Source organism: Prochlorococcus sp. MIT2308, from assembly GCF_059772345.1.
The window spans coordinates 822875-845704 of sequence record NZ_CM186283.1 but is presented as its reverse complement, the minus strand read 5'-3'; the positions used below and the strand labels follow the sequence as shown (position 1 = coordinate 845704).

Here is a 22830-nt window from a genome sequence, read left to right as displayed (position 1 = left end):
TTTTTAAATTTTCTTGTCTATTAAATATTGATTTTTGATACACAAACAAGTCATTATTTACTCCTTAGGTTTTTAGGTAACTAATTTCTAATTTTGATTGTCGTTGAAATTACGATTCTTGAATGTAGTCTTTAGAGGGGTTTTCAGGGAAAAACGTTCATAAAACATTCTAAAAAGTAAATTGATTACTATTTACTTGAGATTGATTTGAAAGAAGATTAGTAAATTAGTCAACAAGGTTCTCATAAAAGATCTTTATCTGAAAACATTTATATTTTTTGGTTTAAAGCCTTTAGAGAGTTGGTAATTTTGATTTTGTGAATGGATATATCTTTTTCGTTTTAAATTGCGTCGATTTATAAGGTTGGTCCCATCATGCCGAAACCACTTTGAAGACCAAAGCATATTATGACAAAAGTACTGATAGCTAAACCAATTAAAACAGATGTGTAGAGCCTATTAACTCCATAACCAGCTTCAACAGGATTAAAATCAGCGACTACAAAAGATTTTTTGCTGTATTTCCCTCTATCTGTAAGACCTATTGCACCCAGAGCTGTCTGAGGTGTAAGTGTCCCTCCCTCGTCATCTATGAACCAAGGCTTGTTGGTGGTTTTGTTCATAGGAGCTGACTCACCTAGGGAAGAAGCTGAGTAGGAGTTATTAATTCGCCTGGAATCTTCTTTGAAAAATCTTGGAAACATAAAAGTATGCCATAGGCCAATTACGCCAGCCCAAGCAATCATGCTCACGCCAGCTAAACCGAAAAGAATTTCTTTAAAACCGAATTCCATAAATCAACCAAATTAATTTTCGCCTTTCTAGGGGCAATGTCTCCACAATATCAGAAGTTTTGCGAGTCAACTTGGAGAGTTATTAAAGCTTCTAAATTCGGACCAATTTGTTACAGAATCCATAAGGTCAATCAATCAATCTGCCTTTTTGACTCTCGTATGCCAAGATTTACTGCATAAATAAATAGTTGGATGATTAACCTCAAATTACTTTTGGTACTAACCCCAGTCATTTTTACAGTTGCCTTTACTGATTATTGGTTGAGAAGATGGGGAGTATTTGTCTGGGATAATGGACCTACCATTCAAAATGAGCAAGTCTGGGAAGATACTGCAATTGTTGCTGATAAAGGAAGACCTGCAGGGGGCTATCCAGTTTTTACAGTTAGAACTTTGGCGGTTAATGCATTGGGTATTCCCACAGTATTTTTCCTTGGTGCGATTTTCGCAATGCAATTTATCCGACGTGGTGTAATAAACGCATAACTAAAAATTAAAAATAAAAAAAGGCTTATCTTCAGATAGGCTTTTTTTTTAATTATTTTATTCTAAATTTGATAGATAATTTTAAGATTATTTCTTTCATTAATCAGAAGATACCAATTCGGCTTATAATTTTCACAGAAACAAGTTAGCTATGGAAAATCAAGAATCAATCCAAGCAGAAAATAATAGCTCAACAGCTGTTTTAGATAATCCTAAAACTGATCTAGACATTTCTCCCGTTGATGATCAAAAAGAAGTTTTAGAGGTAAGGAAATTATTTCCTACTGATCAAGACTCAATAACATCAATGATTGAAGATGCATTCCCTAATAGAGCATCTAACAATCAATTATCTGCTCGTCAAGCTAATTCATTTTCATTTGTCGGTAGGATATTTTTCTTATGGGTTTGGCCCATAGTCTTGCATAACAAAATTAGAAATTTAATAAATAATTTGAATTTTGCACAAGCCTACTCAGATCCTGGAGAAAATACATATTCAGTAAAAGATACTGAAACTGTATACACAATGACAAAAGACGCATTCGCAGGTAAAGGAGGAATGAAATTTATGGGAATTAGATTTATGTCTATTTGGGTTTTCCCTGTAGCAATAACTGGTGCTGTTATGGAATTTTTATTCGTAGGGCCACTTATGGGGACTAACCCTTTTGGCTAATAGCTCAGTGAAATATATTATTTTCTTTTGAGAAAAAAATAATATTATTTTTACACGTTTCTAAAAGGGAAAAATGGTGTAACTTTTTTTGTAGGGTTACTGCTTGCAATAGCTTTACCTCTGATGTACATGAATAACCCAAGTGTGATTATCATCACAGGCGGATGCAGTGCTAAAGACCTGCCAATTAGTTGTAGTTCTTCCCCTGACATTTTAAAAATTTAGTTCTTTATTAACTATAGCCTCTATTGGTGATCAATAATAAATATTTAATATATATAAAAGAATTTTATTGCTCTCTACTTTTTCTGTAGTTAATTTTTAAAATTAAAATTGAAAAATTAAGAATAAAGGTAACTATATTTGCAGTTAAGATCGGAATTGAATTGATTTTCACACCGTAAATAATCCAACAAATAAGACCTGTTATAAATAGAATCAACATAACTAATGATACATCCTCTGCTGTTTTTGTTTGCCATGTTTTATATAGCTGAGGTAAAAAAGCAATAGTAGTAAGCAAAGCTGCTGAAAAACCAAATAAATCTATATAATTAAAGCGATTCATTTTTTTATAGGAATCAATACGTGTGAAACTATATATTAATTAGATGGTTAGTATATACTCTAATCTGGAACTCGTAGTATTTTAATCAGAATTTCATGAGTGATCAGTCTGATTTCAATAATGAAATTTTAAAGAAGAAATTTGAGACTTTATTGGATGAAGATAATGAGATTAAAAAATGGAATGAAGGTCTATTGATAAAATCACTTATTCTTTTACCCATAATAATATTCATATTAGGTTTATATATTATTAATAGACCAGAAAATATTGTAGATCTTTTATTTGTATTGCTTTACCCTATAGTCTTAATATTGATAGGGTTGATAATTCTATTTGTTATGAGAAGCAAATTAAAGTAGAAGATAATAATAGAATTTTTTACTTTAAATCTTGTTTTCATGTAGCCAATAAGGTAGTCCCACTGTAAGCTATTGGTAATTAAACATCAATATCCAATGGCAGGCGGACCATTACTACAACTTTGGGAAAACCTACTACCATTTGCTAAGGATCTGAGAATTCGCTTTGCAGTAGCAATGCTGGGTAATGTTCTAGCAATACTATTTATTTTCTCCTTATGTAAATTATTTATTCCAGGATTGGAAGAACAATTATTTAATTGATTTTCTAGCCCAGAATTGATACATTTCCCTAAAAGAATTAGGATTTGATTGTTCAAATTTATTCCATAATTCTAAATCTTTTAAAGAGTCTATATATTTATTATCTTTCTGATATTCATCTTTTATATCTTTTGAAAGAGTAAAACCTAGGAATTCCAGATTTGATAGTGTTAACATCTTTTTAATTTCAATTAACGAGTAACAGTTTTCATGACTATGAAAACAGAGATCTCTACACATTGAGGTTGAGTAGAAATCTGACCAATTAGTTATTTCATTTAACCTCTTTATTTCTCCATTAAGAATTTCATTTCGGAAGCTTCTTATTTCATAATTGCTTGGTTTAATATCTTTTTCTTTTATTAGTTCTCTTATTTTTAGTATTACTTTTCTTGCATATTTGCTGTAGAAACCTAACTTTAAAAAACCTTTTTCTTCTAATACATCTAATAGATTTGATAATCCCTTAATAGGATCATTCATATGGTGAAGAACACCTGAACATTCTATTATATCAAATCTTTTATTTAATGATTTTAATTCAAGTAAATCCATTTCAATAAAATCGACATTTTTCATTCCATATTCATCGACCTTTCTTTTTGCGTATGAGATGCTTGAATTGCTTAAATCGATTGCTGTTATTTCACAATTACTATATCGAGATGCTTCAAGTATTTGAATCCCTGTCCCACAACCAGCTATAAGTATATTTGTTTTTTTATTTTTTAATTGATCTGAATAAGAGTTAATTATATTTGGATAAATTTCAGAATTAATAACTGATAAAATATTTAATTTATTTTCTTTAGCGTATGAATTATACCTCCATCTTGGATATGGGTTTAATTCATACTGATTTTTTACTTCCTTAGATATAAAATCTTTTATATTCCCTATCTTCTTAATTCCTTTTGAAATCTTTTTTTCATCATTTAACTCCTTAATTTGTAAATTAAGTAGATTATTGAATTCTTTATTTTTTGATACATAATCATTCAAGTTAATGGTTTCATTGCTTATTGAAGATAGAGATTCATAGCAGGAGATTATTGCTAGTTTATAATCTTTATTTTTATTATTATTGATCGTTTCCTTAAGTTCTTTTAGTTTATCATCCTCTTCTTTGGATATGTAATAGACATATTCATTTAAGAAACATTGTGATCCAAGACCTATGGTAAAATTTAAAATATTATTATTTATTTTATCTTTATCTGAATAGCTCATCAGGATATTCTTGCGTAGGTTCCTTAAAACTTTTTCCCATAACGGAGAGCAAAATATGAGTAATGAAAGTGCCTTTACTAATTCCTTATCCTTAATAAGAATATTAAATTCATTATTCACATATAATTCCGATTCTAAAATCGATAATTTTTCTAATACTTCTTTGGGGATTAGGCTGTTTATATTGCCAAATAGTTCTCTATGAGAGATATCTTTCCTATTTAATATATTATTAAGTAATTCTCTATTATCTTTCTTTGATAGATTTAATAATTCTCCTTTTTTGATTAATTCACTTAAAAGTTGAAAACTTAAATCACTATTTTTATTCAATAAAATCTCTTTTTTTGTATATGAGAGTGATTTTTTATAATCACCCATTTGGTTATATATCGTAGCTAGATTTAAATAACATTTCTCTAGAGTGCTATCTATTTCTATTGCCTTCTCTGTATGTAATATTGCCTTTTCTAGTTCTTGTTTGTCTTTGTAGCATGCGCCTAGGTTTAAATGAGCAATAGCAGATTTATTATTTATTTCCAAAGCTTTTAAATAATATTTTTCTGCCTCATCATATTTATTAGATTCTTTATTTAGCAATCCTAAATTTATGTAAGCATCAAAGTAATTATTATCTAGTTTGATTGCTTGTTTAAGTGATAATTCAGCCTCATTATATTTATTTAGACTTTTCAGAATTAATCCTCTAATACAATATCCATTTGGAATACTAGGCTTTAATTTAATCGCTTCTTCAATTATTATTTCTGCTTTTTCATAATAATTTAACTTATAATATAAAAAAGATAAATTTAATTTTGAAAAAATATGATTTGGATGGCTATTGATACATCTTTCATATAGTTTAATAGCTTTATCATTTTCATCATTATCTTCACATATAAGTGCATAATTTGAAATTATGTCTGCATCAGAGTAGCCATTTTTTAAAAAAGTTATGTATCCTTTTTCTGCTTCAGCTAAATTACCTTTAAGATGATAATTTATTGATTGTGCCTTCAGATCCTTTTCTGAAAGGTTTCTGAGTTTTTTAGAAGAGCCTTTATTCTCTTTTTTCTTTTTCCCGAAACCACTCAATGATTTTTATTTAATTAACACCAATATACTAAAACTCAAAATCTTGTTTTTGTTAACTTAATAAATTTAGAGTTTACAAACTATAGTTATTCGGTGTTGGTCTATTAACTTTAGAGTTAATACCATTTTATCAACTCTTCCCCTCCTCCGATATGCCTTAATTTTTTATATAATAAACTAATAAGTTTTATGATTCAAATGCCTTTAAAGTTAGGCGATCAAATACCTGATTTCTCACTCTCTGATCAGCTAGGAGTTGCTAGGACGAATAAACAAGCTAAAGGTAGACCACTAGTTCTATTTTTTTATCCGAAAGATGATACCCCTGGTTGTACAGCTGAAAATTGTGGCTTTAGAGATAAATATGATCTTTTTAAACTATTTGGTGCTGAAGTGTGGGGGGTGAGTGGTGATGATGAAGCAAGCCATAGGTCTTTTGCTGACAAAAATAAGCTTCCTTTCCCATTATTGTGTGATACTGAAAATTCTTTGAGAAAAGCTTTTGGTGTTCCCAAAGTTCTTGGTTTATTAGATGGTCGCGTGACATATATTATCGACTCGAAAGGTATTATAAGACATATTTTTAATGATCTATTAAATGGACCCGCTCATGTGAATGAAGCACTGAGAGTATTAGGTGAAATACGAAATTAATTATTTTTAGTTAAATATTTATCTATTTTTATTTGTTATTTTTTCTTCTTATAGGAGTTATCTGGAATAATCAAGAAATTAAATTTCTATTAATTTGTTTTTCTTGCAGTTTTTCTACAACTGTTTCAGGTGAAATTTTTGAAATATCGTTCAAACCGTTTGCATCAAACCATGGAGCAGTGGCCCAATCGAATCCTTTCCCAAAAGTATTATCTGGAGAAACTATATACCAATGGCAAGCAGTGTCAGGTACATCTACAGCACATTTTGACCAATTATCACTCCATTGAGGTACTTGAACCCAAAGTAAAGTTGAGAAAAAAAGAGAGAATAAAGAAGTGAACATATATTTAGTTTTCTCTAGCTTAGTGCTTTTTGTCTTCGAACGAGGATTACAAAATTCTTTTTTGCAAGATAATCAAATAGCAATTATAAGTTAATCTAATGAATCTTCCTATCATTCTTTAAGTATCTAAGGCATAAAATTTCTTGGCTCTCTTTATTCTCTCCAGAGTTTACTATCCATTCTTTAAATTCCTGATAAAGAAACGATCTATCTATTCTATTTATTTCAGTCATCCTAATTAAGGTACAGCTGAGTGTAACTGAAATTATTTCTTCAATAGAAGGGGTATTTTTCAATCTTTGTTTTGGATATCACATTAACAATCTAATGAAAAATTATTCTTTACGAGTCTTATCGGCCATAACTTTATATTCAATTTATCAATCGAATATAATTATTTATATATTTAAGATATTTTTATAAATATTATTTCAAACTAGTTATTATCCGTATATGCTATTTTTTTTGATTTATACTTCAATGGAGAGAAAAAGTAAAAATAGATCTTTCCTTATATGGATCGAGGAGATCTGGGAAGAGATAGAGATTCAAATTTATGGATTAGTAGGTGCAATATTCTTTTTTTGTTTGATATATTTTATTTTTCAACCTCATTGGATGAGACCAGTATTTGATCTTTTTTCGAAAATCAAATTACCTCTGGCATGAATACTCAACTTCTAAAGAATTAATTTCCATATTGAATTATTATTGCTCTAAACTTTTCTCTTTGGCTACTAGTTCTATAAATTTCCATACAAGTGCATGTTTATAGTCGTCCTTATTTGGACAAGCCGAAACTACTTCTTGCCATGAGAAATCATCTTTATCTTTATGATCTTTTAGTGGTGACCCAAAATCTCTTGCAAGATTAGAAAGAAAAGAGTATCCGAGTTTTTCTGAAGTGTATTGGATAATCTCATCTGAGTAGCTCATATATAGCAATAGAGTGTCAGCTTGGTAGTTATGTCTTGTGCAGGCACCATCAGAACAACCACTATTGGCAATCTCTAAGCATGCTTTATGGTCGTAGGTTTCCTTGATTAACTCAACTAATTTTCCCATTTGATTCTTCCAGCACCACTCTTGTTATAGCTAAAAAATTTTAATTACGTATTGAAACAAATAAACAAATTAAATTTAGAAAATAATTAAATATTTTTTTTTCGTTGGATTGCGATTAGGTAAATTTACTAGTTCTTTTTTGATTTAAAAAATTAAAAATATTTTAGCCAACAAATCTTGAGTATAACCATCTAAAAAATGCTCCCATAACTGGAATATTGCCAAATGTTCCTGAACAAAAATCAAAATAATCTCTGTGTTCTTTGACTTTCCCTTCTTCATCAAATATTAATCGTGTTGTCCCATCGTATATAAATTCGATACCTTTTATTTTTAAACCCATTGTCCATTCAACAAAAGCAATATTTTTATTGAAAGCAATTGAATGTGATTCTAAAAAAATATCATCACATCTTTTGATTAATCCATCTTGAGCTTTGATATATGCATCAATTCCATTTTTTTCTTGAGTAGGATCTATGAATTTAACTTGCTGATTGTAAAAAGATTCCCAATCTTTCCTTGATGGAGCTTTTTCTCCATAAGTTAAATTAAAGAATTTTTTTAACTCTTTCTCTTTGTTGAGCATTGAATTAACGTTAATAATTACAATCTAGATTATTTAAATAAACATCGCGTCCAAGCTATCTCATCAAGACAACTCAGAAATAGCTTAGATTAATTGTCTATTCATTTAGTACATATGAACAGGAAGAACATTCTTATTTCTATTGCTGTCTTTGGAATAGGAATAATTCTCTATAAATTGCTTTTAGGACTTGTCCTCCCAATAGGTTTGTTTGTCTCTCTTGGATATGTTCTGAAATTTTTACTCAAGGGCTCAGCGTCTGATTCGATTAAGGAGGCTTCTAAGATTTTTACTGAGACTGAGAACTCTCCTTCAATTAACAACATAGTTGAAATTAAACCTGTCGAAGAAGAAAAGCCTGTTGAAGAAGAAAAGCCTGTTGAAGAAGAAAAGCCTGTTGAAGAAGAAAAGCCTGTTGAAGAAGAAAAACCTGTTGAAGAAGAAAAACCTGTTGAAGAAGAAAAACCTGTTGAAGAAGAAAAACCTGTTGAAGAAGAAAAACCTGTTGAAGAAGAAAAACCTGTTGAAGAAGAAAAACCTGTTGAAGAAGAAAAACCTGAGTAATTGGTTAGGATTGGAGAGCTATAACCATTGATCAACTTCTTTAGTGGATATAAATTCAAAAAAAAGTTTTTGGGATTCCAAGCCTTACTGGTGTAAACCTTGGTCAATTATAAGCTTTGGAGTTTTAGTTCTAATTTTTAGTTGGAAACTATTTAATAACATTATATTTAGTTCAATCGTAGGCGTTTTTGTTTTTGTCTGGTGGATATTATTTTTAATACTTGCTCCGAATTCATATCAAGTAATTAATGATAAAGAAGAACCATAATTAATTAATTTTCTCAATAGGCTTAAAAATTAATTCTCTTTTTAGACCAGACAAATAAAAATAAGAAATTTTAAGTTAATTCTTTACTAACCTGATCGATAATTCTTTTTGGATGGGAGTCTTATGCAACCACCTGAAAACCGCTTTCGATTTGTCCAATAAAATTCAACTAATTCTCTTTTGGAGGTTGTTATGAGAATTTCTCTGCCTATTCCTAGTCCGCTTGAAAGCTTTACGTTCTTTATTAAATTCCAGCTTGAAGTTCTTGAAGATTCCATTAGTTACTCCAGTTGATTGTTTGAAAAAAATACGCGAAAAAAATCTCCTACCTCTGTTGACCATTTCATTAACCATGCTTTGTAAATAAAATGATTTTTATTGCAGTGGGGACAAGAAAATTGAGATTCCTCAATACGCTTACGGCGCATCTTTATAGTACATCAGTATCACTAAGAGTCAATTTTTATTGCTTGGCTATTTAGTATAATTTTGGGGATATTCATTTTATATAAGTAATTTATTAACAATATAAATTTTTTATCTCTTCACGTATTATACATAAATTAATATTTTAAATGGTATCTCTATTATTATTTAAATGTAAACTTATCTAAAACTAGTATCTCCTGCTTTGAAAAATCGCTAGCGGATATACAATTTATCCACTCTTTATACTCTTGTGCAATAGCTAATTGATCCCCTGGGCAAACCTCCACTGTCCTTTTTAAAATATGCGATAGGCCCTTAACTAATATATCTTCTATGCCTATTGGATCTTCTTGCATTTAATTATTAAATCTATTCCAGATTACCTTCTATTAACTTGATTGTAAAGACAAATAGAGTTTGGGAGAAGTAAGATTTAAAAGATATTCTTATGTTTAAATTTAATTATGCAGCATTACTTCCATCATTTTTCTCTAATGACGGAATAAATCCTAGTTCTTCTATGGTTTCAACTAATGTAAGCTTGGTATCCTCTTTTGTTGATTTTATTTTAGCAGGATTAATTTTTAATCCCTTATCATTTGTATTTAACTCTATATCTACTTTTTTGTAAATTAATTTTTTTTTGATAGATGTAATAAATCTATTAATAAAATTAAGATTAATCAAATATAATGAAAATATAATCCCAATCAGAACTAAAAAAATATTATGAATAAAAAAATATGAGAGAACTAATGTCGAAGATAAATATTCTAAGCCATGATTGATTTTAGTTTTGTTCATGTTTAGGCAACATCCTGATCATTTCTTATGTTTTGTGTTTCTAGCAAAGTCAGGTCATACGATGATTGGATTTGATTGTTATAGTCTAATTCATCAACAAATCTTGATAAACTTTCTTTTTTTTTCATCCACTTATTCCTTATAGTTTTAGGTAAATCAGGGAGAGCTAAGTCTTTTTTATCTAGAGATCTTGTATATCGTTTCCTTTGCCCACTATCCATTATCGAGCTGTAGCTCTCATTGTTTTTTGATAGATCATTTTTGACCTCCCTTGATTCTGTGATGGCCATTAATTCTGAAAAACTTCTAATAAATGGAATCATGCTGCATACCTCTCTTGATCATGTTTGATTATTTCATTTTTTAGTCTTCTATTTTTTTTATATGCATTTATATAGTGTACGTCATAGGATCCCAATCCTTCTTCCTTTGGGTTGTACAAATGGATAAATCCACTTCTGGACTTTGAATTATTATTCATGATATCAAACTACTCTCTTTATTTTGTTTCTGTCGCTCGTATCATCCACGCTGTAAAGATGTTTTGGCTTGTATTTATCTAGTAATCTCTTCGTGATGCCATGCTCACTTGTATGGAAATCTTTGGGTTCAAGATTTCGTTTAGAACCTCTGGCATTTAAGTTGGTGATTTTCATTTTGAGTGGTAATTCTGAGTAACTTTTGGAATTGAGGATTAGACGAGTAAGTCAATTTTTTCTCTATTTGATAGCAGCTTGCTAAGCTCTTTGTTTTCGTCTTGAAGATTACTTATAACTCTCTTATAAGTCTCGATTTTTTCTTTAAGTGATTTAATCTTTTCGCTTTCAGTTTTTCGAGCAGGTTTATTCATCTTTTTCTTTTTCCCTTTCACTAGACCTCGCACTGTAGCTTCTGTCATTCTTTCGCCATTCTCTACCGCTTCGAATACCTTTTGCCGCTCCTTGTCGGTTACTCCTTTGCTTCCCATCAATGCTAGTGACCTAGGGGTTAGCGACGCAAGCAGGTTGTCGTCTATATCCGAACCACCAAGCCAGTTGGTGTACGCGCTTACAAGATCAACGGCGAACCTCTCTGAGCAATTGATCGCGCCAGACTTCAAGAAGGCCCTCCAGTTCCCTGGCTTGATATTGCTTTTTATGTCGGAGAGGCTTGCCGCGACAGACCTTAGCGACTGACCGACGCAGCTCAGTTCATCGTTGATCTCGGAGACCGATTCTTTGACATATTCCACCTGGGCCGGTACAAGCCCCTTGGTAACCTCGCTGTTGAGCGGAATACTCGCTAAGTCGACCACCTCTGTGGGCGATAGTTCCATAGATCTAGCTAAGTACATATTCAACATAACCTTTGTGACGAATCGGAACAATAGGTACTTATGTACTATCATGCTAGATTTTTTTGGTTGTATTTGTTTCGTATGTAACTTTTATGCTTTAATTTTTCTATTTATTGCACACTACTATAGGTGTTAATACGTTAATACTGGATCACGTCGGATATTGTTCAGTGAATATTCTGTAATTATTAAATAACCTCTATATTTTCTTTTGCTTTCCTTGTATAAGTCGAAAAATAGCAAAAAATTGCTGGAATACTATTGTTTATTTTAATACCTTTGAGCCACTCTAAATCGCGTAATGAGACCGTAAGTATAAGTACTTATACATTTTTCTTTTTGTTCTCATCTAAATACTCAGTTTTAAATGATCACCAGTTGATTTAGAATTTATTTAATTTTCTCGGTATGGCTATTTGAAAAAGATGGATATTGGTCGTACTTCTTGATTACAGGCCCCGCCAGGTTAAGCCAATCCCCACTAATTCTTGTTATTTCAGCACTGATGTATTTCCAGGACATAAGTATATTTGTCAAAGTTCAACCCTAAGAAGTCAATTACAGAAGTCGTTCTGAAAGGTTATATTACAGCAGTATAAGATGTTTAGGCAATGTTTAGGCAAACTTGTATTTATTTTGAGATTATTATTTTATTAAGTTTCAATTTTCAATGGAAGTTAAAACAATAACTCCTCCAGTTACTCCTTTTTTACAAATTAAATTGGATCAAGAAGTGATTGATTATCTTTGGAAGATTATTGATATTGCAAAAACTACTAATAAGAACCATAAAAGTAAATTAGTTGGAAATATTTCCCAAAGTCTTTTGCTTGAAGATATAGATTCCTTTTTTTTTAAAACAGTTTGTATTCCATTAGTAAAATTCTATCGTGAACAAAACGCTACTGGTCAAGATCCTGTTGCTCAAAATACTTTATTGAGCCCTAACTCTAAAATAATATTGAATCAACTATGGGTTAACTATCAGTACAAAACAGAATTTAATCCTTATCATGATCACACTGGAGTCTACTCTTTTGCTATTTGGATGAAGATTCCTTATTCAGGGGAAGAACAAAAAAAATTGCCTCAATTTCTTGATATTAAGGAAGGAGATAGGAAGGCAGGTAATTTTGAATTTGAATATATTAATACCCTTGGAGAAGTTATGAATTTTGCGTATACGTTATCATCTAAACTTGAGGGAACTATGCTTTTTTTCCCTGCTCAATTAAGACACTGTGTTTATCCATTTTATGAAACAACCGAACCAAGGATTTCAATAGCAGGAAATATGTCATATTTACCTTCTTGATTAAAAAAAATGAAAACTGTTTAAATATCTCTATATTCTGTTTTTTCTTACATTGTTATTATTTAAGTGTATATTTAGTTTTGGAATGAATGAATTCAAAACTTACATTAACTAGATATTTTTCTATACATGTATTTTCAGGACATAATTTCTAGCCTCAATAACTTCTGGAGTAAGAAAGGTTGCTTGCTTCTTCAACCTTACGATTTAGAGAAAGGCGCAGGAACAATGAGTCCTCATTCTTTCCTGAGAGCGATAGGTCCCGAGCCTTGGGCTGTGGCTTATCCTGAGCCCTGTCGCAGGCCAACTGATGGGAGGTTTGGAGACAACCCAAATAGAGCTCAACATTATTTTCAATACCAAGTTCTTATTAAGCCCTCTTTAGATGGTATTCAAGAAATTTATTTATCCTCTCTTGAGTGCTTGGGTGTCTCAGCCAAAGATCACGATATCAGATTCGTAGAAGACAACTGGGAATCTCCAACTTTGGGCGCATGGGGAGTTGGATGGGAGGTATGGCTTGATGGTATGGAAGTTACACAATTTACTTATTTTCAGCAATGTGGTGGTCTTGATTGTAAGCCTGTTTCGATTGAGATCACTTATGGGTTAGAGAGACTAGCAATGTATTTGCAAGATGTTGAGAGTATCTGGGACCTTTCGTGGAACAAAAGTAATAAATATGGTGATATCTGGCTTCCTTTTGAAAAAGGTCAATGCAAGTACAATTTTGAGGAATCTAATTCAGATAATTTAAGAAAACTTTTTGAAATTTATGAAGAAGAGGCTCATCAATTAATAGTTAAAAAGCTTCCTGCACCTTCTCTTGACTATGTTCTGAAATGTAGTCATACTTTTAATCTGTTGGAAGCTAGAGGAGTTATATCTGTAACGGAACGAACTAAAATTATTGCAAGAATTCGATCTTTAGCTCGCAAGGTCGCAGAAGCATGGCTAGATGAAAGAGAGTCTCTTGGTTTTCCTCTGGGTTTAAGTTAGTAATTAAAACCAAATAAAAATTAGCCTTTTCGAACATAAACATATCTAATATTCCAAGCTTATGTATAAAAAGATACTTTTGTGTGTTAGTGCTCTGGAATGTCTCAATGAATACACTATTATGTGCGAGTTATATTTGTGTGAGGACACAATGAAGCTTTTTCAGCGTTTGCTGGTAGCTCCTGCTGCTTTGGGCCTAATGGCACCAATGGCTGCAAATGCAGATATCACTTCTGTATCAAACGAATCTGAAGTTATTGAAGCTCGTGTTGATGGTGTAGAAGCTCAGCTAGACGAAATCCAAGCTGGTGCTTTCTCTTCAACCACAACAATGAGTGGTAAAGCAGCTTTCGTAACTGGTTATGTAGATGATGACTCAGAGACTGACTCTGACAAAGTCACTTTGAACTACATGTATCAGTTGAACATGAACTCCAGTTTTACTGGTTCTGATCTTCTATATACAAGACTTAAAGCTGGTAACTTTACCAAAGGTGGTCGTTTCCACGACAAAGGAAATGGATCTTACCTTTCTGCAGCTAAAGATGGTTCTGGAACTATTGGTGTTGACAAGATTTGGTATCAGTTCCCTGTTGGCGATAGCCTTCAAGTTTGGGTAGGACCAAGGATTGAGAACTACTACATGCTAGCTAGTGCTCCATCAATCTACAGGCCAGTTACTAAGCAGTTTGCTCTTGGTGGTAACGCTTCTACTTATGGTTCAAGCACAAGCCCTGGTTTTGGTGCTGCTTACACTCAGCAAGTTGATGATCCTTCAGCTGGAAGGTTTGCAGTAAGTGTTAACTACACCGGAAAGGGTGGAGATAATGCATCAGCTGGACTTCTAGACGACGATTCTAAGGAATTCTTCCTTACTAAGGTTGAATACGGCACACCTCAGTGGCAAGTTTCAGCAGCATTTGCTAGCAAGACAAATGGTGAAACATATGATGGTTACTACCACACTGCAGCTGGTGAAGATTACAGCAAAGACCTAACTTCAATTGGTTTAAGAGCTTATTGGAAGCCTGAAACTTCAGGTTCTATTCCTCAAGTTCAATTGGGTTATGACATAGCTTCAGTTGATGATGCTGCTGTAGGCGATCCAGATGAGATGTCTGCTTGGATGGTAGGTCTAGGTTGGACTGATCTATTTGTTGATGGCAACAGAGCTGGTGTAGCATTCGGTTCAAGACAAGCTGCAACTTCTTACAATGGAGCTGGTTCTGATCCTGCAGAAGACAACACTGTTTGGGAAGCTTATTACTCATTCAAGATTAATGATGGTGTAACCGTCACTCCTGCAATATTTGGTGGATCTGATGTTGAAGCTGATGGCAAAGACGTCAACGGCGCAGTTGTTTTAACAGAGTTTAAATTCTAAATTTTGTTAAAAACAAAAAATCGCTCCTAAGGGGGCGATTTTTTTTTGCATTAAAAAAGCCCCCTTAAAGGGGCTTTTTTTTAATTAAAACTTACCAGCAATTTTCTCCTTCGCCGATTGGAATGCAAACGTCAGCTTTTTTTGCTTTATCGGCAGCTTTTTGAGCCGCCTCATCAAGTTTGCCATCTTCGTCTACATCTTGATCAGTGGTCCATTCTTTTGTACCCCCCATTCCACTATGTTTTTCTCCAGCGATTGAATGATCTGGAATGATTGCGGTTGTGGCTAATGCCGCAGTTGCTGCTAGGAAAATTCCTACAGGACTTTTTTTAGGCATATGTAATTAAATTTGAATTTATTTTGATAGGTTGAGTCTATCAATGAAAGTTCATTTTTTACTTTGTTAAGTATAAAGAATCTTTCTTAATCTCCCAATCTTCTCAATAAATTGCTGTATGCCTGGAAAATTAAATCTAATTCGTCAGATCTTCCATGTTTAGCTAACAAACCTTTTGCCCCTGCATCTAGTCCGAATAAAAAATTTCGATCTTCATTGCTTTGCACATAGCTTTGAATCCAGCCCACACATACATAACGTTCACCATCTTTGACTTCAGCTACAGAATGAAGTTGAGTGCTGGGATAAATTATCATTTCTCCAGCAGAAAGTTTTATTTTTTCAGTTGTATGAATTGTTTGAATAGTTAATTCACCACCTTCATAGTCTGTTGGCTCGTTTAAAAACAAAGTAAAAGAAAGATCACTTCTTCCTGAGGGCATATATGGATTATCAACATGTGTGCCGTAACCATCTCCAGCTAAAGATTGGGTAAACATGACACCATGAATAAGACTAGGTAATGCAAAACTTTTTAAGAGAGGATTTGAGATGATTTTATTAACAATAGTATCTCTAAGCTCAATTGATAATTTTGAATTTTTATCTAATTGAAAATTTGATTTAATTTTTGCAGCATGGCTTCCTGCAGTCTTTTTGCCATCTTGCCATGAAGATTTTTCGGCTTTTAGCTTTTGAATTATTTGAAGAGCTTCTGATTGATCTATCAGTGAATGAGTTAAATATTCCATGTTCAATATCTAAATATAATTGATATCTTAAAGTATAAATAAGATATCAATTTATACTTCTATACGTATCAAAGCTGAGCGGCTATATTTAGTTGTGTCTTTTTGTCTAATCTACAAAAAGATATTAATTCCTTCCCTAAATTGATTAATGAATTTAATTAAGCGTCTTTTTACTTCAGTCATAGCAGGTTCTCTATTAGTCACTTCAAGTTTTAATCATGTAAAGGCCTCTGAAAGAGAAGTAAGGATTTACTCAGGTAGGCATTACAACACAGATAAGCAGATATACAAGAAATTTGCCGAGGAGACTGGAATAAAAATTAGATTAATTGAGGCTCAAGGTATTTCTCTTGTTGAAAGATTGAAAAGGGAAGGTTCAAACTCTAAAGCAGATGTGATTCTTCTTGTTGATGCCGCTCGAATTAGTAATGCTGCAAAAAGTGGTCTTCTACAGTCATATAGATCGGAAGAGCTAGATAAAAATGTTCCATTGGAATATCGAGATCCTCAAGCAAGGTGGTATGCCTTAACTAGAAGGGTTAGGGTTATGGTCGCTAATCCTAAGAAAGTTGATATAAATACAATCAATGATTATTCAGACCTTGCTAATCCAGCTTTGAGGGGTCTTGTTTGTGTGAGGAAAAGAAGTAGTCCATATAATCAATCTCTAGTTGCCAATCAAATTGTTAATAAAGGAGAGGCAAAAACCAAAGAATGGTTGCAAGGTCTGATTTCGAATATTTCTCAGCCTTTTTTCCCAGGTGATATAGGTGTTATTAGAGCAGTTTCTCAGGGTAAGTGTGGAGTAGGGATAGTTAATCACTACTATGTTTCAAGGATGCTCGCCGGTGTGAATGGTAGAAAAGATCAAAGGCTGGCTAAAAAAGTAAAAGTCCTTACTCCTAATCCTGCTCATGTGAATGTAAGTGCAGGTGGAATTGCTAAATATGCTGAAAATAAAGAAGAAGCTATTCAACTCTTGGAGTATCTTGCTTCTCCTGATGGTAGTAGTGGATTAGCAGGTCCAACATTTGAGCACCCTTTAGTTGGCTTTAATAAAACAGATGAAGTTACACAATTTGGAGGGTTTACTCCTGATGGTGTGACTATTGATCAATTGGGAGAAAATAATAAAAAAGCAATTAAACTTATGAGAAAGGCCGGTTGGGATTAAAGAATTAAAAATTAAATTTTTATTCTTATTATTAGCAAGATAAAATAGAAGATTCTTTTAAACTTATTTGAATGGAGAGGTGGCTGAGTGGTCGAAAGCGAACGACTCGAAATCGTTTGATAGTAAACTATCCGTGGGTTCGAATCCCACCCTCTCCGTATTCTTTTAGTAACAACAATTACCATAACGTCTCATTATTATTGGTAATTGATGGGTTGAAGAAGAAATTTTATTTAGTTAGTTATTTCCAGGAAGTTCAATTATCTATTATGAATATTTATCTAATACTTTTCCAATAAATATTCAGTTAACCCCACCTTAGATACAACATTACCTTCAAAATCCTTTATTACGTATCCAATACTTTCAATATATTTTAGTAGTTCTGAGGTTTCTATTCCTAATTCTTTTAAATGTTTTGGATGCACAGAAAGATAAATTAGTGGAGAGAATCTTTTGATTAAATTATTCGCTCCTTTTAATACATCTAATTCTGCACCCTCAACATCAATCTTTATAATTTCAGGTATATTACCTGTTCGCTCACAATAGCTATCTAATGTCAATTGATTTAACTCTATTAATTTATAACCTTTTACCTTTTTGATAGGACTAATTGAATTCATCCCACTTTCAAAAAAATTACTATAAAAGCTTTTCTTATTATTATCTGATCCCACTAAAGTCTTAATCAAATTAACTTTTCTATCAAGTTTATTTGCTTTTAAATGACTTTCTAAATGATTAAAATTACTTTTACTCGGTTCAAAAGCAACTACAAGTCCATCTATTGGCATGGATTTTGCGGCAGGAAGGGTTACTAATCCTATGTGTGCTCCAACATCAAAAAAAACTTTTGAACTTTTTAGATTTCTTATTAGATGATCAAAACCTCTATTGTGTTGACCACCCCAACTGGAATAATTTGAGAACGCAAACTCAGGGTTCATTTTAAAAGGTCCATAAGATCCTATATATTGAGTGATTTTGATATCAAAATTTCGTATTATAAATCTATAAAATCTTCCAAGTAAAACCCATATAGGATTTAATTTCTTAAATTTTTTATGTCTCAAATTCCTAAGGACCTTAAATATTGACATTTAGAGGAATAACTTTTATTTCCCTTCACTTTATTTTAAAATGGCACCAAAAAAGCACACAGAATATAAAGACAATCGATATACATAGATAGATTTTATAAATAGTGTTATTAAATATCAAAAGTGGTACAAAAGGTGATAAAAATTAGGCATCAAGTAGATACTTGCTTTGACTTGGTTAAAGAAGGGTTAGAACAAATCTTTCCACACTATCAAAACCTTCTATTGGTCGATGCAAGAGTAAAGATAGGAGAGTGGGATAAAAACCAAGATAAGTGGAGTTCCCACTCCAAGAATGAACTTTGGCAATCAAGTCTGCTGGGTCTGGTGGTATTCCATTTATCCTTTTCCACTTTTGATATAACGCACTTAATATCCAAGATTGTGATAATGATTTCGCACCATTTTCTAATAATTCCAACTCTGTTTTACTGCTGGTGTAATTCTTATATTCTTCCCTCCAATTACTATCATCAAAGGTTTTATTAGTCATTACTACCCCTGCTAATATTGGGGAAAAGCACCTTTTTATGAGTTTACGTGCTTATAGTTGTCTGTATAGGGTCAGCAACGAGTTCACCCTCTCCGTTTTTATCAATATAACTTCGTCTAATGACAACTTTGCGCAGATGCTTAATGTGCTTTATTAGGACTTTTATCTAATCTTTTAATGGTTTATTGTTAAACAAATTATATTGATTTTTATAGGATCTATTCTTTATAGATAATATAGAAAAATAAATCTTAGATTATGGAATTGTTTTATGCGCTTGGATTGCCGATTTTATTATTGTTTGGGTTAGTTATCATTTTTATGGATGGAGGAGTCCCTGATTGGTTTAAAAATTTAAATAATAATAGTTCAACTGTATGGAATTTTGGAATTATTTTAATGTCAACAGTTTCAGCAATTGTTTATTTTGCTAGAAGATAAATTAAATATATTAATTTATTCAGATTTTATTTTTTTAATCAGAAAAATATAAAACCAATATATTTTCTTTAAATACTAAAAGTATGATTCTATTTATTTCAGAAGACTCAATACTAATTTTACCAAAACTCATAAAGTTGTTGGATTTTGTTGTTGGATTTTTTGAAATGTTGTTGGATGAATTTGTGTGTTGTTGGATTTCTAAACTGATTTGGGTTTATTGTTCTCTTATGTTCTCCTATATGCTCCCTTATACTCAAATAGGAATTCACCCTCTCCGTTCCGATTTCAAATATCACCTGCCTATAAGTGCATATAGTTGATTGTTGAAGTCTTCAAACCAATTTATAACTGCACTCTTGGATTTTCGCCTATCTATGAGTGCTTTTTATTACCCCTTCAAGGCATAGACCTTTTGTTGCAGCATATGCTGGGATTGGCTCGATCCGTTCTTCTCTATGATTGGCTAATAAATAATGCATCAAGAAATTGAATTTAAATACTTTTCTCTTGCTCTTGTTGGTAGTTGCTAATTATACGAACCTTTACATGACTCATGTTAAGAAGAGGCGATAGATAATTTCTCCAAGAGAATCACTTCTTTCAAAACCTAAATTATAGGTTTGCGGATGTATTGGCGGAATATGAGGTCTTTTGGAAATGTACCTGCTCATACCTGTTCATACCTGTTCATACCTGTTCAGCAGTGCTCAATGCGAGGGACACTCTCTCCGCATTTTTTGTGTTCCCAGTTAATCCCACACATCCCCAAGTGGTCTCAAAATTATAGTTTTCTAAATTTTATTAGGTTTTAGGGCAAAAAGATATGAATTTTTGTTCCCATATCTACCCGGAAAATGCATCAAGTGCCCATTAGGTGAGAATTTGAAAGACGGAATAGGATTATTACATATCTCTTTTTCTCTAATCTATCTTATGACCATATCACTCTAATTTATTATAATATCTTCTTCAAATGTATTATCTGAATGTGAAAAACTATGCTTATTCATTAAGACATAATTACCACTTGTCTAGAAAATCTTTGAATAATCATTTTGATAACTATTAATCCCTTCTTTATGAATATATTTATCAACCCTTTCTGATCCTTTATACCCATGCTTGCCTTTTCTCTAATACAATAAGACATTTAAGGAAGCAATTATATGGTCTTACTTTAACTCTTCATTTGGTTATCTTATAAAATAGTAAATTCTCATATTCAGTAGCCGGTAACTCTTTTTATATTTTAAATCTATCATTTCTTTATCATATTATATGTAAATTAATGTTTTTTTATGCATCTAATTTAGAGAAAATATATTCTAATTCGGTATTATTTTCAACACGTATTGTTGATAAATTCCCCTCCGGTGAGGCAAGCTCTATTTCATTGGAAAACAATGCCGAACTTTTTATATCTTCTAGAGTAAATAAAGTAAGGTATCCAGAATGTATTCTCCACCTTGTATCATCATTTGTCTTTGTAGACTTTGGCCTGAATGATTCAGACAAAATGTCATGTAATTCATTTGATTTAAACAAGTATTTATTATTTGGTATCTCTTCACCAAATAATACAGTGAGGTTTTTCGATTGAGTATAGCTTTCTTTTGCTTTTCTAACTGCTAATTTCATATCTTTTGGATTACGAAACAAGTAGTGTAGATCTAAATAACATAAGTGAGACAAGTATTTATTTGTTTTGGTTATTTCACCAACGGCAAATTGTAGTACATCTAGAATACTTACCCACTTGTTATCTAATCCTAGATCTCTTTGAATATGGTAAGTTTCTATATCCGTGATATTAGCTTGACTAAGATACATTGATATTACTTCAAACTGCTCTTTACTAGAAACGATATATAGGGAAATTCCTTTAGTTATTTTTGAAACCTCTTTGATTCCTTCAGCAAATGCTTTAATAGAACATTTTGCAATTCTTCCTTCAAATAACTCATTTATTCTTATACTTATTATAAAGGCAAGTGAGAAAATACTAATGCTTGGATTAGTTTTTTTACCTTTTAGATTAAGATTTTCTAGTGCTAGGGCTGTGGTTTTTAATCTGCCTGGATTATTATCATGATGAATACCATGGTAATGGTAAACACTAGAAGAAGCAGAGTACCTAATAAGCCATCCTTCTGATATTTTTTGCCTTGCCCACTCTCTATCCTCAATATTAGATATTGCCTCATCAAAAAGAGATGGTAATAATGCTTCTTTCCTAATTATTGAATTCCCATTATGGAAAAAAGGATCAGTTTGTTGTGTCCGCGGATCAGAACCAAATGCTATTGATAAATCTCTTTTTGTTTGAGCACTTGAGTAAGCTAACGGTTCTTGTCTTCCGTAGATACCAGCATATCTTGCATTGCTTTTCATCTCGTTAACATATTCTTCGAGCCAATACTCTGACTTCGCTATGCAGTGGGCAGAAATAAAAGCATAGTAGTCTGCCTCATAGGCTCTTATCCCAGTGTTTAGAGCTGCTCCAGGTCTATAAATTCCATTTAAAGGAGCATATTGGACAACTTTTACTGGGAAGTTTTCTACTATCTTTAGAGTCAAGTCAGTTGACTGATTATCTACAATTATTATTTGATAATCCTTAATCGTTTGATTTAGGATTGAGTTAATACAGCTTGATATCCATACTTCCTCATTCTTTGTTCTTATTATTATTGCAATTTTTGCCATTTACTGGAATACATCATTCTTGTTAACTAGTTATTCTATTATACCTATAATAAAGTTAGCTTCAATATCTATTTTGGAATTGGTTTGGAAATTTCTAGCCATGCAGAATATCTATAAGTCCTTTTCCTTGAGACCAGTACATAGGACTTTTTATCAGCAAATACAAGTAAATTCTATTAAAAGCTTATTTGTTGTGACTTTTTTTGAAATACAATTTTTCATATATTTCATTATTGCTTCATTACAAATTTTAGATCCCAGGGCAATACCAAAAGTACGGTGGGAGGCATTCCACATAAGAGATAATTTATAAATTTATTTAAACCTAGGAATTTTTAAGACCTTATCAAAATTATTCATTTCAGCTTTATTTCCTTATGAGCACTTAGTTAAACAACCATTCCATACTTTTCTCATTCCTATAGCTTTTAGCATTCATAGAACTTTTTATGTAATATTATCGTCTCGATTAATGCAATATGATCGTTTTATATCCTTAGAGCAATATTTTTTGCAATATCAAGTATTTTATGATCATCTGAGGATATAAAAATCTTCTCATAGTTCTTTTTTATATTTAATACTGT

31 protein-coding genes and 1 tRNA gene are annotated in these 22830 nt (G+C 31.9%); 13 read left to right on the top strand and 19 right to left on the bottom strand.

Translation table 11 applies throughout. The features are described 5' to 3' along the window. Positions 1 to 356 precede the first annotated feature (356 nt). On the bottom strand, positions 357 to 794 hold the full coding sequence (locus tag AC6EIW_RS05080) for a hypothetical protein (RefSeq protein WP_498521483.1): 438 nt from the start codon (positions 792 to 794) through the stop codon (positions 357 to 359). A gap of 192 nt (positions 795 to 986) precedes the next feature. Here AC6EIW_RS05080 and psbF point away from each other — a divergent pair, with 192 nt between their 5' ends. Continuing rightward, on the top strand, positions 987 to 1280 hold the full coding sequence (gene psbF / locus AC6EIW_RS05075; RefSeq protein ID WP_498463290.1) for a cytochrome b559 subunit beta, long form: 294 nt from the start codon (positions 987 to 989) through the stop codon (positions 1278 to 1280). A 151-nt stretch (positions 1281 to 1431) separates the two neighbouring features. Beyond that, complete coding sequence (locus tag AC6EIW_RS05070; protein ID WP_498521482.1) at positions 1432 to 1959, top strand: hypothetical protein; 528 nt, start codon at positions 1432 to 1434, stop codon at positions 1957 to 1959. A gap of 50 nt (positions 1960 to 2009) precedes the next feature. Here the strand turns inward: AC6EIW_RS05070 and AC6EIW_RS05065 are convergent, their stop codons facing one another. Together AC6EIW_RS05065 and AC6EIW_RS05060 are read right to left on the bottom strand one after the other, a co-directional pair. Beyond that, a complete protein-coding gene (locus tag AC6EIW_RS05065; protein ID WP_011294990.1) occupies positions 2010 to 2171 on the bottom strand; it encodes a hypothetical protein in 162 nt (53 codons plus the stop codon). 77 nt (positions 2172 to 2248) lie between these two features. Beyond that, on the bottom strand, positions 2249 to 2527 hold the full coding sequence (locus AC6EIW_RS05060; RefSeq protein WP_498521481.1) for a SemiSWEET family sugar transporter: 279 nt from the start codon (positions 2525 to 2527) through the stop codon (positions 2249 to 2251). A 95-nt stretch (positions 2528 to 2622) separates the two neighbouring features. Here AC6EIW_RS05060 and AC6EIW_RS05055 point away from each other — a divergent pair, with 95 nt between their 5' ends. Both AC6EIW_RS05055 and AC6EIW_RS05050 read left to right on the top strand, forming a co-directional pair. Next, positions 2623 to 2889, top strand: coding sequence for a hypothetical protein (locus AC6EIW_RS05055; RefSeq protein ID WP_498521480.1), 267 nt, complete (start codon positions 2623 to 2625; stop codon positions 2887 to 2889). Between the two features lie 96 nt (positions 2890 to 2985). Further along, complete coding sequence (locus AC6EIW_RS05050; protein ID WP_498521479.1) at positions 2986 to 3153, top strand: hypothetical protein; 168 nt, start codon at positions 2986 to 2988, stop codon at positions 3151 to 3153. Here the strand turns inward: AC6EIW_RS05050 and AC6EIW_RS05045 are convergent. Next, positions 3142 to 5481, bottom strand: a complete 2340-nt coding sequence (locus tag AC6EIW_RS05045) for a tetratricopeptide repeat protein (RefSeq protein WP_498521478.1) — start codon at positions 5479 to 5481, stop codon at positions 3142 to 3144. The genes AC6EIW_RS05050 and AC6EIW_RS05045 overlap by 12 nt on opposite strands. A gap of 198 nt (positions 5482 to 5679) precedes the next feature. Here AC6EIW_RS05045 and AC6EIW_RS05040 point away from each other — a divergent pair, with 198 nt between their 5' ends. Further along, positions 5680 to 6135 (top strand): peroxiredoxin, encoded by a 456-nt coding sequence (locus tag AC6EIW_RS05040; RefSeq protein WP_498521477.1) that lies wholly within the window; start codon positions 5680 to 5682, stop codon positions 6133 to 6135. 70 nt (positions 6136 to 6205) lie between these two features. Here AC6EIW_RS05040 and AC6EIW_RS05035 read toward each other — a convergent pair whose 3' ends face one another. The 3 genes from AC6EIW_RS05035 to AC6EIW_RS05025 form a co-directional block, all read right to left on the bottom strand. Continuing rightward, positions 6206 to 6481, bottom strand: coding sequence for a DUF8643 family protein (locus AC6EIW_RS05035; RefSeq protein WP_498521476.1), 276 nt, complete (start codon positions 6479 to 6481; stop codon positions 6206 to 6208). A 708-nt stretch (positions 6482 to 7189) separates the two neighbouring features. After that, complete coding sequence (locus AC6EIW_RS05030; RefSeq protein WP_498521475.1) at positions 7190 to 7546, bottom strand: hypothetical protein; 357 nt, start codon at positions 7544 to 7546, stop codon at positions 7190 to 7192. Positions 7547 to 7709: 163 nt separating this feature from the next. Continuing rightward, positions 7710 to 8135 (bottom strand): nuclear transport factor 2 family protein, encoded by a 426-nt coding sequence (locus AC6EIW_RS05025; protein ID WP_498521474.1) that lies wholly within the window; start codon positions 8133 to 8135, stop codon positions 7710 to 7712. A gap of 114 nt (positions 8136 to 8249) precedes the next feature. Between AC6EIW_RS05025 and AC6EIW_RS05020 the strand changes: the two genes are divergently transcribed. Together AC6EIW_RS05020 and AC6EIW_RS05015 are read left to right on the top strand one after the other, a co-directional pair. Further along, a complete protein-coding gene (locus tag AC6EIW_RS05020; RefSeq protein ID WP_498521473.1) occupies positions 8250 to 8699 on the top strand; it encodes a hypothetical protein in 450 nt (149 codons plus the stop codon). Between the two features lie 43 nt (positions 8700 to 8742). Further along, complete coding sequence (locus AC6EIW_RS05015; protein ID WP_498521472.1) at positions 8743 to 8967, top strand: DUF6737 family protein; 225 nt, start codon at positions 8743 to 8745, stop codon at positions 8965 to 8967. Between the two features lie 86 nt (positions 8968 to 9053). Here AC6EIW_RS05015 and AC6EIW_RS05010 read toward each other — a convergent pair whose 3' ends face one another. From AC6EIW_RS05010 to AC6EIW_RS04980, 7 genes are all read right to left on the bottom strand, one after another. Then, complete coding sequence (locus tag AC6EIW_RS05010) at positions 9054 to 9245, bottom strand: hypothetical protein (protein ID WP_498521471.1); 192 nt, start codon at positions 9243 to 9245, stop codon at positions 9054 to 9056. A 312-nt stretch (positions 9246 to 9557) separates the two neighbouring features. After that, positions 9558 to 9752, bottom strand: coding sequence for a hypothetical protein (locus AC6EIW_RS05005; protein WP_498521470.1), 195 nt, complete (start codon positions 9750 to 9752; stop codon positions 9558 to 9560). A 106-nt stretch (positions 9753 to 9858) separates the two neighbouring features. Continuing rightward, on the bottom strand, positions 9859 to 10200 hold the full coding sequence (locus tag AC6EIW_RS05000; protein WP_498521469.1) for a hypothetical protein: 342 nt from the start codon (positions 10198 to 10200) through the stop codon (positions 9859 to 9861). A 2-nt stretch (positions 10201 to 10202) separates the two neighbouring features. Further along, positions 10203 to 10523, bottom strand: coding sequence for a hypothetical protein (locus AC6EIW_RS04995; protein WP_498521468.1), 321 nt, complete (start codon positions 10521 to 10523; stop codon positions 10203 to 10205). Next, the gene (locus AC6EIW_RS04990) at positions 10520 to 10681 is read right to left on the bottom strand and encodes a hypothetical protein (RefSeq protein ID WP_498521467.1); all 162 of its coding nucleotides are present in this window, start codon (positions 10679 to 10681) and stop codon (positions 10520 to 10522) included. The genes AC6EIW_RS04995 and AC6EIW_RS04990 overlap by 4 nt, the downstream gene beginning before the upstream one ends. A 4-nt stretch (positions 10682 to 10685) precedes the next feature. After that, positions 10686 to 10856 carry a hypothetical protein gene (locus tag AC6EIW_RS04985; protein ID WP_498521466.1) on the bottom strand — a complete coding sequence of 57 codons (171 nt, stop codon included), beginning with the start codon at positions 10854 to 10856 and terminating at the stop codon, positions 10686 to 10688. Positions 10857 to 10894: 38 nt separating this feature from the next. Further along, complete coding sequence (locus AC6EIW_RS04980) at positions 10895 to 11299, bottom strand: hypothetical protein (protein WP_498521465.1); 405 nt, start codon at positions 11297 to 11299, stop codon at positions 10895 to 10897. A gap of 907 nt (positions 11300 to 12206) precedes the next feature. On the opposite strand from AC6EIW_RS04980, the gene AC6EIW_RS04975 reads away from it, so the two are divergent. The 3 genes from AC6EIW_RS04975 (at position 12207) to AC6EIW_RS04965 (ending at position 15234) form a co-directional block, all read left to right on the top strand. Continuing rightward, on the top strand, positions 12207 to 12851 hold the full coding sequence (locus AC6EIW_RS04975; protein ID WP_498521464.1) for a putative 2OG-Fe(II) oxygenase: 645 nt from the start codon (positions 12207 to 12209) through the stop codon (positions 12849 to 12851). Positions 12852 to 12980: 129 nt separating this feature from the next. After that, positions 12981 to 13850: a glycine--tRNA ligase subunit alpha gene (gene glyQ / locus AC6EIW_RS04970; protein ID WP_498521463.1), complete on the top strand. Its 870-nt coding sequence runs from the start codon at positions 12981 to 12983 to the stop codon at positions 13848 to 13850. A gap of 151 nt (positions 13851 to 14001) precedes the next feature. Further along, a complete protein-coding gene (locus tag AC6EIW_RS04965) occupies positions 14002 to 15234 on the top strand; it encodes an iron uptake porin (RefSeq protein ID WP_498521462.1) in 1233 nt (410 codons plus the stop codon). Positions 15235 to 15325: 91 nt separating this feature from the next. Here the strand turns inward: AC6EIW_RS04965 and AC6EIW_RS04960 are convergent, their stop codons facing one another. After that, positions 15326 to 15571, bottom strand: a complete 246-nt coding sequence (locus tag AC6EIW_RS04960) for a hypothetical protein (RefSeq protein ID WP_498521461.1) — start codon at positions 15569 to 15571, stop codon at positions 15326 to 15328. A gap of 86 nt (positions 15572 to 15657) precedes the next feature. Beyond that, positions 15658 to 16323 (bottom strand): Fe2+-dependent dioxygenase, encoded by a 666-nt coding sequence (locus AC6EIW_RS04955; RefSeq protein WP_498521460.1) that lies wholly within the window; start codon positions 16321 to 16323, stop codon positions 15658 to 15660. Between the two features lie 148 nt (positions 16324 to 16471). Here AC6EIW_RS04955 and AC6EIW_RS04950 point away from each other — a divergent pair, with 148 nt between their 5' ends. Beyond that, on the top strand, positions 16472 to 17497 hold the full coding sequence (locus tag AC6EIW_RS04950; RefSeq protein ID WP_498521459.1) for an extracellular solute-binding protein: 1026 nt from the start codon (positions 16472 to 16474) through the stop codon (positions 17495 to 17497). Positions 17498 to 17570: 73 nt separating this feature from the next. After that, a tRNA-Ser gene (locus AC6EIW_RS04945) sits at positions 17571 to 17655 on the top strand. Positions 17656 to 17778: 123 nt separating this feature from the next. Here the strand turns inward: AC6EIW_RS04945 and AC6EIW_RS04940 are convergent. Both AC6EIW_RS04940 and AC6EIW_RS04935 read right to left on the bottom strand, forming a co-directional pair. Next, a complete protein-coding gene (locus AC6EIW_RS04940; RefSeq protein ID WP_498521458.1) occupies positions 17779 to 18447 on the bottom strand; it encodes an FkbM family methyltransferase in 669 nt (222 codons plus the stop codon). A gap of 331 nt (positions 18448 to 18778) precedes the next feature. Continuing rightward, a complete protein-coding gene (locus AC6EIW_RS04935; RefSeq protein WP_498521457.1) occupies positions 18779 to 19093 on the bottom strand; it encodes a hypothetical protein in 315 nt (104 codons plus the stop codon). A gap of 258 nt (positions 19094 to 19351) precedes the next feature. On the opposite strand from AC6EIW_RS04935, the gene AC6EIW_RS04930 reads away from it, so the two are divergent. Next, the gene (locus AC6EIW_RS04930; protein ID WP_498521456.1) at positions 19352 to 19534 is read left to right on the top strand and encodes a hypothetical protein; all 183 of its coding nucleotides are present in this window, start codon (positions 19352 to 19354) and stop codon (positions 19532 to 19534) included. Positions 19535 to 20833: 1299 nt separating this feature from the next. Here AC6EIW_RS04930 and AC6EIW_RS04925 read toward each other — a convergent pair. Beyond that, entirely contained in the window at positions 20834 to 22243 is a 1410-nt protein-coding gene (locus AC6EIW_RS04925; RefSeq protein WP_498521455.1) for a glycosyltransferase family 2 protein, read from the bottom strand. Between the last annotated feature and the right edge of the window lie 587 nt (positions 22244 to 22830).

Coding starts and splice junctions, on each gene's coding strand:
- AC6EIW_RS05050 (WP_498521479.1), top strand. CDS start 2,986: ATGGCAGGCGGACCATTACTACAACTTTGGGAAAACCTACTACCATTT.
- AC6EIW_RS05035 (WP_498521476.1), bottom strand. CDS start 6,481: ATGTTCACTTCTTTATTCTCTCTTTTTTTCTCAACTTTACTTTGGGTT.
- AC6EIW_RS05080 (WP_498521483.1), bottom strand. CDS start 794: ATGGAATTCGGTTTTAAAGAAATTCTTTTCGGTTTAGCTGGCGTGAGC.
- AC6EIW_RS04925 (WP_498521455.1), bottom strand. CDS start 22,243: ATGGCAAAAATTGCAATAATAATAAGAACAAAGAATGAGGAAGTATGG.
- AC6EIW_RS04960 (WP_498521461.1), bottom strand. CDS start 15,571: ATGCCTAAAAAAAGTCCTGTAGGAATTTTCCTAGCAGCAACTGCGGCA.
- AC6EIW_RS05040 (WP_498521477.1), top strand. CDS start 5,680: ATGCCTTTAAAGTTAGGCGATCAAATACCTGATTTCTCACTCTCTGAT.
- AC6EIW_RS04975 (WP_498521464.1), top strand. CDS start 12,207: ATGGAAGTTAAAACAATAACTCCTCCAGTTACTCCTTTTTTACAAATT.
- AC6EIW_RS04940 (WP_498521458.1), bottom strand. CDS start 18,447: ATGAACCCTGAGTTTGCGTTCTCAAATTATTCCAGTTGGGGTGGTCAA.
- AC6EIW_RS04990 (WP_498521467.1), bottom strand. CDS start 10,681: ATGAATAATAATTCAAAGTCCAGAAGTGGATTTATCCATTTGTACAAC.
- AC6EIW_RS05025 (WP_498521474.1), bottom strand. CDS start 8,135: ATGCTCAACAAAGAGAAAGAGTTAAAAAAATTCTTTAATTTAACTTAT.
- AC6EIW_RS04965 (WP_498521462.1), top strand. CDS start 14,002: ATGAAGCTTTTTCAGCGTTTGCTGGTAGCTCCTGCTGCTTTGGGCCTA.
- psbF (WP_498463290.1), top strand. CDS start 987: ATGATTAACCTCAAATTACTTTTGGTACTAACCCCAGTCATTTTTACA.
- AC6EIW_RS05020 (WP_498521473.1), top strand. CDS start 8,250: ATGAACAGGAAGAACATTCTTATTTCTATTGCTGTCTTTGGAATAGGA.
- AC6EIW_RS04955 (WP_498521460.1), bottom strand. CDS start 16,323: ATGGAATATTTAACTCATTCACTGATAGATCAATCAGAAGCTCTTCAA.
- glyQ (WP_498521463.1), top strand. CDS start 12,981: ATGTATTTTCAGGACATAATTTCTAGCCTCAATAACTTCTGGAGTAAG.
- AC6EIW_RS04985 (WP_498521466.1), bottom strand. CDS start 10,856: ATGAAAATCACCAACTTAAATGCCAGAGGTTCTAAACGAAATCTTGAA.
- AC6EIW_RS05030 (WP_498521475.1), bottom strand. CDS start 7,546: ATGGGAAAATTAGTTGAGTTAATCAAGGAAACCTACGACCATAAAGCA.
- AC6EIW_RS05070 (WP_498521482.1), top strand. CDS start 1,432: ATGGAAAATCAAGAATCAATCCAAGCAGAAAATAATAGCTCAACAGCT.
- AC6EIW_RS05000 (WP_498521469.1), bottom strand. CDS start 10,200: ATGAACAAAACTAAAATCAATCATGGCTTAGAATATTTATCTTCGACA.
- AC6EIW_RS04995 (WP_498521468.1), bottom strand. CDS start 10,523: ATGATTCCATTTATTAGAAGTTTTTCAGAATTAATGGCCATCACAGAA.
- AC6EIW_RS04935 (WP_498521457.1), bottom strand. CDS start 19,093: ATGACTAATAAAACCTTTGATGATAGTAATTGGAGGGAAGAATATAAG.
- AC6EIW_RS05010 (WP_498521471.1), bottom strand. CDS start 9,245: ATGGAATCTTCAAGAACTTCAAGCTGGAATTTAATAAAGAACGTAAAG.
- AC6EIW_RS04930 (WP_498521456.1), top strand. CDS start 19,352: ATGGAATTGTTTTATGCGCTTGGATTGCCGATTTTATTATTGTTTGGG.
- AC6EIW_RS05065 (WP_011294990.1), bottom strand. CDS start 2,171: ATGTCAGGGGAAGAACTACAACTAATTGGCAGGTCTTTAGCACTGCAT.
- AC6EIW_RS05060 (WP_498521481.1), bottom strand. CDS start 2,527: ATGAATCGCTTTAATTATATAGATTTATTTGGTTTTTCAGCAGCTTTG.
- AC6EIW_RS05005 (WP_498521470.1), bottom strand. CDS start 9,752: ATGCAAGAAGATCCAATAGGCATAGAAGATATATTAGTTAAGGGCCTA.
- AC6EIW_RS04950 (WP_498521459.1), top strand. CDS start 16,472: ATGAATTTAATTAAGCGTCTTTTTACTTCAGTCATAGCAGGTTCTCTA.
- AC6EIW_RS05055 (WP_498521480.1), top strand. CDS start 2,623: ATGAGTGATCAGTCTGATTTCAATAATGAAATTTTAAAGAAGAAATTT.